General features: G+C 57.1%; 7 protein-coding genes. 4 read left to right on the top strand and 3 right to left on the bottom strand.

Annotated elements, in window-relative coordinates; all coding sequences use genetic code 11:
* Positions 1–243 precede the first annotated feature (243 nt).
* On the bottom strand, positions 244–1,134 hold the full coding sequence (locus tag LKE08_RS27400) for an alpha/beta hydrolase (protein ID WP_324707473.1): 891 nt from the start codon (positions 1,132–1,134) through the stop codon (positions 244–246).
* Between the two features lie 200 nt (positions 1,135–1,334).
* Here LKE08_RS27400 and secA point away from each other — a divergent pair, with 200 nt between their 5' ends.
* Entirely contained in the window at positions 1,335–4,127 is a 2,793-nt protein-coding gene (gene secA, locus LKE08_RS27395) for a preprotein translocase subunit SecA (protein ID WP_324707472.1), read from the top strand.
* A gap of 256 nt (positions 4,128–4,383) precedes the next feature.
* On the opposite strand, the gene LKE08_RS27390 is transcribed toward secA, so the two are convergent.
* Entirely contained in the window at positions 4,384–4,989 is a 606-nt protein-coding gene (locus LKE08_RS27390; RefSeq protein WP_324707471.1) for a cytochrome b/b6 domain-containing protein, read from the bottom strand.
* Between the two features lie 194 nt (positions 4,990–5,183).
* On the opposite strand from LKE08_RS27390, the gene LKE08_RS27385 reads away from it, so the two are divergent.
* Complete coding sequence (locus tag LKE08_RS27385) at positions 5,184–5,660, top strand: hypothetical protein (protein WP_324707470.1); 477 nt, start codon at positions 5,184–5,186, stop codon at positions 5,658–5,660.
* A 60-nt stretch (positions 5,661–5,720) separates the two neighbouring features.
* A complete protein-coding gene (locus LKE08_RS27380; protein ID WP_324707469.1) occupies positions 5,721–6,890 on the top strand; it encodes an FAD-binding oxidoreductase in 1,170 nt (389 codons plus the stop codon).
* Between the two features lie 15 nt (positions 6,891–6,905).
* Here the strand turns inward: LKE08_RS27380 and LKE08_RS27375 are convergent, their stop codons facing one another.
* The gene (locus LKE08_RS27375) at positions 6,906–8,018 is read right to left on the bottom strand and encodes a transporter substrate-binding domain-containing protein (protein ID WP_324707468.1); all 1,113 of its coding nucleotides are present in this window, start codon (positions 8,016–8,018) and stop codon (positions 6,906–6,908) included.
* 211 nt (positions 8,019–8,229) lie between these two features.
* Between LKE08_RS27375 and LKE08_RS27370 the strand changes: the two genes are divergently transcribed.
* Positions 8,230–9,399 carry a tetratricopeptide repeat protein gene (locus tag LKE08_RS27370; protein ID WP_324707467.1) on the top strand — a complete coding sequence of 390 codons (1,170 nt, stop codon included), beginning with the start codon at positions 8,230–8,232 and terminating at the stop codon, positions 9,397–9,399.
* Positions 9,400–9,581: the final 182 nt, after the last annotated feature.

The following is a 9,581-nucleotide window of genomic DNA, read 5'->3' as shown; positions in this document are numbered from 1 at the left end:
TTTTCATGATTCAATTATATACATGATTCAATTATATATAGGTGGGAGCAACCGTCCCCGGTTGCAGCCGCTTCTGGGTGGGGGATTTTCATGATTCAATTATATACATGATTCAATTATATATAGGTGGGAGCAACCGTCCCCGGTTGCGGCTGATTCTGGGTGGGCAAGCGCAGAGGCTTGCCCCTACCCGTTTTTTTTCTGATTCTGATGGTTCCCCCGGGCAAGCGCAGAGGCTTGCCCCTACGGATTTTTCCTGAAATTGAGGATATTTTCTGCCGTGATGTCCGGCCGTTCCAGGTGGGGAACGTGACCGCAATTTTCGATCCAGATCAGTTTTGAATCGTCGATCGCGTCCCGAAATTTTTCGGCATCTTTCGTGCCCAAAATGCGGTCGTTTCTGCCCCACAAAATTAACGTGGGCTGCCGAATTTCCGAGAGGCGATCGCGGAAAGAACCGTAGCCGCCGCTTTTGGTAAAACTCGCCAGAGCCCGGTTCCAATTCGGCGAATCCAAGTGCCACGCCGCGCAGATGCGGGCATCTTCGGAGGCGAAAGTTTTGTCGAAATAGGCGTTCTCGCTGATGCTCTGGCGGACTTTGGGATGGCGGAGAAATTCGGTGGCAAAATAGTCCAAAGGGGGAAACAAAAACTTTCCGGCGATCGGTCCGCGGCTGATCCCGGCGCTGTCGAGCAACACCAGAGATTTCACCGCTTCGGGATAATTGAGGGTAAAATCGATCGCCGTGGCGCCGCCCATCGAAGCCCCGACCAAAATCATCGGTTTGGCGATCGCGCATTCCCAAAACCCCCGCAGGTGGGCGAGAATGGTGGCGGGGCTGATGGATAAATCCGGCGATCGCTCCGTAAACCCGAACCCCAACAAATCCACCGCCCAGGTTTCATTCTGGGTTGCCAACAGCGGCAGCAACCGGCGAAACTCCAATACCGAACTGTCGAAACCGTGAATCAACAAAATCGGGTCGCCCCCCGCCCCCCGGCGGACGAAGGTGGTGAGCACGGGGGTTTCCCGCAGGGAGGTGGGGACGGGTTTGGCTTCGATAGCCTCAGCCAGGGCGACGGACGTCGATTCGGTGAGGGATGGGGACAGGGGGGGCAAACAGTTGGGAAACATCGGAAGCGATCGCAATAACTTCACCCATTTAACCGCAAACCCCGAACCGTTGACTACAAACCGGCGTGGTACAATTCTCCGTAAAGTTGTAAATATACAGCCACGAGTTTTCAGTTCGCCCGGGTCGGCTCTGTGCCCCATATCTTCGGCGCTCCAAACCCTATACTATAGACAACCTGTAAGATTATCCTGTTCTTGCCATGCTCAAAGCTCTGCTGGGCGATCCCAATGCCCGCAAACTCAAAAAATATCAACCCCTGGTGACGGATGTAAACGTCCTGGAAGAAGAGATGCGATCGCTCTCCGACGAAGAGCTCAAGGCCAAGACAGGAGAGTTCCAGCAAATCTTAGCAAAAGCCAAAAACCGGGAAGAACGACTCCAAATCCTGGACGAAATCCTTCCCCAAGCCTTCGCCGTCGTCCGGGAAGCCTCGACGCGGGTGCTGGGGATGCGGCACTTCGACGTCCAGGTTCTCGGCGGCATGATCCTCCACAGCGGCGAAATTGCTGAGATGAAAACCGGGGAAGGAAAAACCCTGGTGTCCACCCTCCCCGCCTACCTCAACGCTTTGTCCGGGGAAGGCGTCCACATCATCACCGTCAACGACTACCTGGCCCGCCGAGACGCGGAATGGATGGGACAGGTGCACCGGTTTTTGGGCTTGAGCGTCGGACTCATCCAGCAGGGCATGGGACCGGAAGAACGGAAGAAAAACTACCGCTGCGATATCACCTACGCCACCAACAGCGAGGTGGGATTCGACTACCTGCGGGACAACATGGCGACCTCGATGGAGGAGGTGGTGCAGCGGCCGTTCAATTTCTGCATCATCGACGAGGTGGACTCGGTTCTGATCGACGAAGCCCGGACGCCGCTGATCATCTCCGGCCAGGTGGAACGGCCGAGCGAAAAGTACATCCGCGCCGCCGAAGTGGCCCGGGCTTTGAATAAAGAAGAAGACCACTACGAAACCGACGAGAAAGCCCGCAACGTGCTGCTGACGGACGAGGGATTCGCGGCGGCCGAGGAGTTGTTGGGGGTGACGGACCTCTACGACCCCAACGACCCCTGGGCGCACTTCGTATTTAACGCCCTGAAGGCGAAGGAACTGTTTATAAAAGATGTCAACTACATCGTCCGCGATGGGGAAGTGGTGATCGTGGACGAGTTCACCGGGCGGGTGATGCCGGGGCGGCGCTGGAGTGACGGATTGCACCAGGCGATCGAGGCCAAAGAGGGACTCGAGATCCAGCCCGAAACCCAGACGTTGGCGACCATCACCTACCAAAACTTCTTTTTGCTGTACCCGAAACTCTCCGGGATGACGGGGACGGCGAAGACGGAAGAGGTCGAATTTGAAAGAATTTACAACCTGCGGGTGACGGTGGTGCCGACCAACCGCCCCACGGGTCGGGCAGACCTGTCCGATGTGGTGTACAAGACGGAGCGGGGGAAATGGATCTCCATCGCCCAGGAGTGCGCGGAAATGCACCAGATGGGCCGTCCGGTACTGGTGGGGACGACCAGCGTCGAAAAGTCGGAGGTACTCGCGAGTCTGTTGTCCCAGCAGCAGGTGCCCCACAACCTCCTCAATGCCAAGCCGGAAAATGTGGAGCGAGAGTCGGAGATCGTCGCCCAGGCGGGACGCAAGGGCGCCGTCACCATCGCCACCAACATGGCGGGACGGGGGACGGATATCATCCTCGGCGGGAACGCCGACTACATGGCGCGGTTGAAGCTGCGGGAATATTTCATGCCCCGGATTGTGAAGCCGGAGGACGAGCGGGAATTGGCGATACCTCAGATCCCGGGCGCGTCCCGGCGCGGCAAGCCGCAGGGGTTTAGCCCGTCGGGTCAGAAGCCGAAATCGTGGAAGGTGTCTTCGAGCATTTTCCCCACGGAGTTATCGAAGGGGACCGAACAGAAGCTGCGGGATGCGGTGGATTTTGCGGTGTCGATGTACGGGGAGCGGAGTTTGCCGGAACTGCGGGCTGAGGATATTTTGGCGGTGGCTGCGGAGAAGGCGCCGACGACAGACCCGGTGGTGCAGCGGATGCGGGAGGTTTACCAGGCGATCGTGGCCGAGTATGAAGGGTTTACCTCGAGGGAACACGAGGAGGTTGTGTCCCTGGGGGGTTTGCACGTCATTGGCACGGAGCGCCACGAGTCCCGCCGCATCGACAACCAGTTGCGGGGACGGGCCGGACGGCAGGGGGACCCGGGATCGACGCGGTTCTTCCTGAGTCTGGAGGATAACTTGCTGCGGATCTTCGGCGGGGAACGGGTCGCCGGGATGATGACCATGTTCCAGGTGGAAGAGGATATGCCCATCGAGTCGAAGTTGCTGACGCGATCGCTCGAAAATGCCCAGAAAAAGGTGGAAACCTACTACTACGACATCCGGAAGCAGGTGTTCGAGTACGACGAGGTGATGAACAACCAGCGCCGCGCTATCTACGCCGAACGCCGCCGGGTTTTGGAGGGGCAGGATCTCAAGGAACAGGTGATCAAGTACGGCGAACAGACGATGGACGACATCGTGGAGGCCTACATCAACCCGGATCTGCCCTCGGAAGAGTGGAACCTCGATACCCTGGTCGAAAAGGCGAAGGAGTTCGTCTACTTGTTGCAGGATCTGATGCCGGAACAACTGTTCGACATGACCGTTGAGGAGATCAAAACGTTCCTGCACGAACAACTCCGCAACGCCTACGACATCAAAGAAGCCCAGGTGAACCAGATCCGCCCCGGACTGATGCGGGATGCGGAGCGGTTCTTCATCTTGCAGCAAATTGACTCCCTGTGGCGGGAACACTTGCAGCAGATGGATGCCCTGCGGGAGTCGGTGGGACTGCGGGGGTACGGCCAGAAAGATCCCCTGATCGAGTACAAGCGGGAGGGCTACGAACTGTTCCTGGACATGATGACGGATATCCGCCGCAACGTGATTTACTCGATGTTCCAGTTCCAGCCCCAGCCGGCGGTGGCTTAGGAAAAAAAGGCTTGACAATCTGCCAAAATCGGCTATAGTGATTGGCAAGTGTGAGGAGTGAGGTCTTAAGGAAGAGGTGCTTGGGGTCGAAACTCGGCCAGACTCCCAGGCGCCTTTTCCATTTTTAGAGTCCCGTGCGCGGGAGTTGGGAGTCGGGAGTCGAGAATCGGGAGTCGGGAGTCGGGAAAATGACGACCCACCCCATCGAAATTGAAGTTTTGCACAATTTGTCTGTCAAGTCGGCATCTCGAAACTGCTAAAATTTGGGATTTCGGAACCACCGGCGCAGGTTGTCCCGCCACAGACTCGGACGATCGCCGGGACGGATTTCGGTATTGACGACGGAGAGCAGGAAGGGAACGCCGCCCACCCGCGCCGCCATGAGGACGTGGAGGGCGATCGCGACGATCATCGCCGTCCAGGAGATCAGGTGAATATTGTACCAAATGTGATGGACTTCCCCCGCCGGAAGCCAGTTTTCGTCCTGGAATTTGCCGGAAATGACGGCGAGGGCGAGGGCGGCGAGGGCGAGGGTGTTGGCGAGGCGGTGCAGGGTGTACCACCAGATCGGGCGCCCCACCTGTTTGAGATGTTGCGGGGAGTCGGCTTGGATGAGGCGCTTTTGTCCCCGGCGCAGGCTGTAGTAGGCAAAGGCGATCGCGATAAAGAATAGGAAAAATCCGAAGGTGCCGTGGATGTCGATGAGGCTGCGATATTCCCGGTTCAACAAGAAAGAACCGAAACGGCCGTCGTAGCTCTCGTAGACGAGGTAGCCGGTGATGAGGGACCCCATAACGAAAAGGGCGCTGAAGCCGTGTAACAGGCGAAATAGCAGGGGCTGGTACGGTTTTGAGCGAGCCATGACAGTTGCTTTTTGCAGATATTTCTCAATAGTATATCCCCAAAATGGCGGATTTTTCAACCGGGGCGATCGGCGATCGTTCTTCTGCAATTCCCCCTGTCATTTTGGGCAAAAAAGCGGTATCATAGAAAAGAAAAAGCCATTCCAAAGGGGTGAGTTCTGTGGTTGGCTCGGACGATGAAATATGGGTAAATGTGAGGGTTAATCGGAAGCTGTGGCGACAGTTTCAGGAGCGATGCACGGCGGCGGACGCGATGCCGTCGGAGGTGTTAGTGGCATTGCTCGAAACCTATCTAGCCGCCCCGAGCTGCAACGGAGCGATCGCCCCCCCTGCCCCCTCAGACGATCACGGCGATCGCCACATCCGGAAGGTTGTTGCAGATTATTTGCAGCAAAATTTGGAATCCCAAGTGGTCGAAATTATGGAGCGACATTTATCGCCGCCGCCCGGGGAACGGCCGACCCAATCTTTCGCACCGCCGGACCCACCGCGATCGCGCCCCCCCAATTCCGAGTTGAAAAGCGCCCGAGAATTGGCCGAAATTTTGGGCGTTTCCCCCCCCTACATCACCACCTTGAACCGCCTCGGGGAACTGCACAAACGGGGATGGAAAGATTCGGGAGTGCGCCGGGGAAAAACCATCCTCTATCAGCGGATTTCCCCATCTTGAAAGGGGTGACAATAAGAATTTGAGTCAAAATAGAGAGCGTCAACTCGTCCGAAACTGAACATGGCAACTTACGATTGGATCGTGGTGGGGGCCGGAATTACCGGCGCTTCCCTCAGCTACGAACTCGCCCAAACCGGATTTTCCGTCCTGCTCATCGATCGCTTCCCCACCCCGGACAACGCCACCCGCTACAGTTACGGCGGAGTCGGATACTGGGCCGGCCACACCGATCTGACCCGCGAGTTGTGTCGGGAAGGGAAGGAGCGCCACCTGGTTTTGTCGGAACAGTTGGGCGTCGATACCCAATTTCGGGAAGTCGATCTGGTGCTGACGGTGCCGCGCGATCGCGATCCGGAAGCGGTTGCGGCCCACTATCCCCCCTTCGTCACCCCCCTGCGGCGGGTGGACGTCCGAGAAGCCTGCGAGTTGGAACCCCTATTGAACCCGGATGCGATCGCCGGAGCTTTCACCGTCCGCCACGGGCACATCTGCCCGGAAGCCCTCAACCGGGGCTACTGCTCGGCGTTTCAACGGCTGGGGGGAACCTTCCAAACCGCGATCGTCTCCAACCTGACTCGGGAAGGAAACCGCATCACCGGAGTCGTCGCCGACGGGGAAACTTGCCCCGCCGCCAACGTCGCCATCTGTGCGGGGGGGATCAGCCGGGAACTGCTGAAAACGGCGGGAATCCCCCTGAGACTGCATTTCACCCACACCGAAGTTTTGGAAACGCCACCGGTGGACGTGAAATTGCGGAGCATCGTCATGTCGGCGGAGATGGAACGGTTCAGCCTGGAGGCGACGGCGACGAAACCGGAATTGGAGAAACTGTGGGACGAACCCGGAAACGAACTGGCGCCCTATATTATCGATACCAGCGCGGTGCAGCTTTTGGACGGGCGGGTGAGGATGGGCCAGCCGTCGCGGACCTTGAGCGATCCCTGCGCGGCGGTGAGTGCCGCGGAAAGCACCGCGACGATCCGAAGTGCGATCGCCCAAATTTTGCCCGACCTGGCCGATTTGCCCGCCACCTGGCACCATTGTCTGGTGGCGTTCACGGCGGACGGTTTGCCCTTGGTGGGGGCGATCCCCGAGTTTGAAGGCGTCCACATTTTCTCGGGATTCAGCAATCCGCTGGTGTTCGTCCCCCCCCTGGCGCGGCGGTACGCCCGATATGTGGCGGGGGAACCGGATGCGATCGTCGAGCAATTGTCGCCGCGGCGGTTGTGAGAATTGATTCCGAATCTATTCAAATTTGCCCGGTTGGAAATTGGCATTCAACCAAATGTTGGCGATTTCTTCGATGCGCCCCGACTCCGACAATTCCAGGATGGCGACGTTTAACTTCTGCCTCAGAGGGCTATTTGGGGGGAGGGCGAATCCGTAGGCTTCGATGGTGATCTTAAAATTCGCAAATTTCAAATCCAACTCCGGGTTTTGATTGAGATAATATTGGAGGGCGGGTTTGTCGAAGACAACCCCCTCAACTTGCCCTTCTTCCAAGAGGCTGACGGCTTCTTGCAGGGATTTTGTTTTGCGTAGATTCGCCCCGTAGTCAGTTGCCCATTTGGCTCCGGTGGTATCGACGACGGCGGCGATCGCGGTATTTTGCAGGTCTTCCGGGCGGGTAAATTTTTCGCTGCTGATATCGGAAAAAGAGAGGGTAAAAGCAGTTGCTAACCCCGCCGTCAGAGAGGAAGCCGTCAGCATGGTGACGATCATCCAAATTCCGGCGATCGCCCGCCCGACGGGGGTGACAGGGGTATAGTCGCCGTAACCCACGGTCGTCAGCGTCACCAGGGCACACCACATCCCGTTTCCCACCCCCCGCCGGTAGGATTTCGGGAATTGTTCGCTGTTGCGATCGCGCTCGGCCAACCACAGCAGATTTCCGACGATAAAGAGTAAAATCATCAGTACGACAATTGATGACAAAACGGCGATGGTAAAAAAAGGCCTGATTTTTTGCCATAAACTGGTCGATGTATTTTCGGTTAAAATCGCGATTTCTGCCAGGTAAAATGCCTGGGTAAATGCCACCTCTTCGGCGCGATCTGCGGTGATGCTGATGGAACCGATCGCCAGATCTAAATTCCCATTCTGCAAGTTTGTTAGACTTTCGGAAACGGTTTTTTGCTCGATGAGTTGATATTCCAAGTTCTCCATTTGGGCGATATCCTGCCAAATGTCGATGCTGATTCCTTTAATTGTCGAATCTTCGACGATCACAAATGGTGCGCTGCCCGCAACTCCCACGCGCAGGGACTGAGCCGGCGCGGGTTCCTGAAAGCTGAAAGAACCGGCGATCGCCACGTTTACCAAAACCAAAATTTTTCTCAATCGCAACTTTAAAAACATGGATATTCTGTTTTTACAAACCGCACAATTATAACATTTAAATGGATGGACTCAATGGCCAGTTAGACTCTTGTTTCCCGACTTCTCCCCTCCGTATTTTCTCGGCTATTTGATCCGATCGGGGACGCCAGACACAGCGCCCTACGAAGGTGGGGGGTTAACGTTTATTTTTTCCGGTGTTAGGATTGACCTACGGGTTGGGAATGGCATCATGGCAAACCGAACGGTTTTGGGTGTATCGATCGCGATCGCGCTGGCGGCGGGGGGAGGCGCCCTCTGGGTGGAACTGCAACAGCGGGAGGCGATCGAGGAAGCCGAGGCGTTGGCGGCATCGGCGGGAACGGTGGAAACCCTGTCCGACTACGACAGCCTTTCGACGGCTTCCGACTACCTGGAAGCGGCGATCGCACGCCTCGAAAATGCGCCGACATTTCCCGGACAGTCGGAGTTGGAAGAACTGACGGTTCTGCGATCGCAGTTGCAGGCGGTGGAACGGAAGCGGGAACCCGAAAAAAAAGCCCGGGAACAGTTCGAGGATGCCACCAAACGGGCGATGTCCGCTGCGGAATTGGTGCAGAACCCGCCCCACCCCCCGCAGGTTTGGGAAGAGGCGGAACGGCAGTGGCGGCAGGCGATCGCCCAGTTGGAGGGCATTCCGGAGGGCACCGCCACCTTTTCGGATGCTCAGGGGAAATTGACAGGATATCGGGAAAATCTGGCGGTGGTGAGCCGATATGCGGCGCGATCGCGGCAGGCCGTGGAACTGAACAATCGCGGCATGGAACAAATCAAATCGGGGGATTATACCGGGGCGATCGCGACTTTAAATCGGGCGATCGAACTCAATCCCGCCCTCGTCCAAGCCTACCTGAATCGGGGCTTCGCCTACGCCGCCACGGACAGCCACCAGTCCGCCCTCGCCAATTATAATATGGCAATTCAGGTGGATTCGTCAAGCCCCGACGCCTACTATTTTCGCGGGGAAGAACACCTGCAATTGGGCAACTACCAAGATGCGTTGACGGATTACAATAAGGCGATCGAACTCGACCCAGACCGGGCTAACGCCTATTTAGATCGGGGGTTCATTTACTACGAACTCGACAACCCCAAAAAGGCGGCGGACGACTTCACCAAAGCGGCGGAACTGTTGGAGGACAGCGGCGAACCCGCCACCCGAGAATTGGCGTTAAATCTCGCCCGAGATATCCGGGCGACGTTGGCACCGGAACCCGCCGAAAGCGAACCGTCTGCGGCCGCATCCCCCACATCCGAAGAAGAAATGGAGGAAGACGAACCCGAGACGATTATTATTTACCGCCAACAGCGGGTCAAACCCAGCTATCGCAGCCGTTCGAGAGGTCGCCGGGGTCGGCGGTAATCGGGGTGTGGGGTGTGGGGTGTGGGGAGGGAAGAGAAGAGAGAAGAGAGAAAAGAGAAGAGAGGAGAGAGAAAAGAGAACTTCTTCACTGCTGATATCAGATCCGGTTTTTTGACCGCAAAACCTTCCCAATCATCTTCAGATGATTTGAGCTGTTAGCTTGGGAATTGATTCCCAAGCGG

Source organism: Lyngbya sp. CCY1209 (assembly GCF_035615495.1).
Classification (GTDB): domain Bacteria; phylum Cyanobacteriota; class Cyanobacteriia; order Cyanobacteriales; family Microcoleaceae; genus Limnospira.
Note: the sequence above shows the minus strand (reverse complement) of the source record. Positions and strands in the feature narration are given on the sequence as shown.

Coding starts and splice junctions, on each gene's coding strand:
- LKE08_RS27400 (WP_324707473.1), bottom strand. CDS start 1,134: ATGTTTCCCAACTGTTTGCCCCCCCTGTCCCCATCCCTCACCGAATCG.
- secA (WP_324707472.1), top strand. CDS start 1,335: ATGCTCAAAGCTCTGCTGGGCGATCCCAATGCCCGCAAACTCAAAAAA.
- LKE08_RS27390 (WP_324707471.1), bottom strand. CDS start 4,989: ATGGCTCGCTCAAAACCGTACCAGCCCCTGCTATTTCGCCTGTTACAC.
- LKE08_RS27380 (WP_324707469.1), top strand. CDS start 5,721: ATGGCAACTTACGATTGGATCGTGGTGGGGGCCGGAATTACCGGCGCT.
- LKE08_RS27375 (WP_324707468.1), bottom strand. CDS start 8,018: ATGTTTTTAAAGTTGCGATTGAGAAAAATTTTGGTTTTGGTAAACGTG.
- LKE08_RS27370 (WP_324707467.1), top strand. CDS start 8,230: ATGGCAAACCGAACGGTTTTGGGTGTATCGATCGCGATCGCGCTGGCG.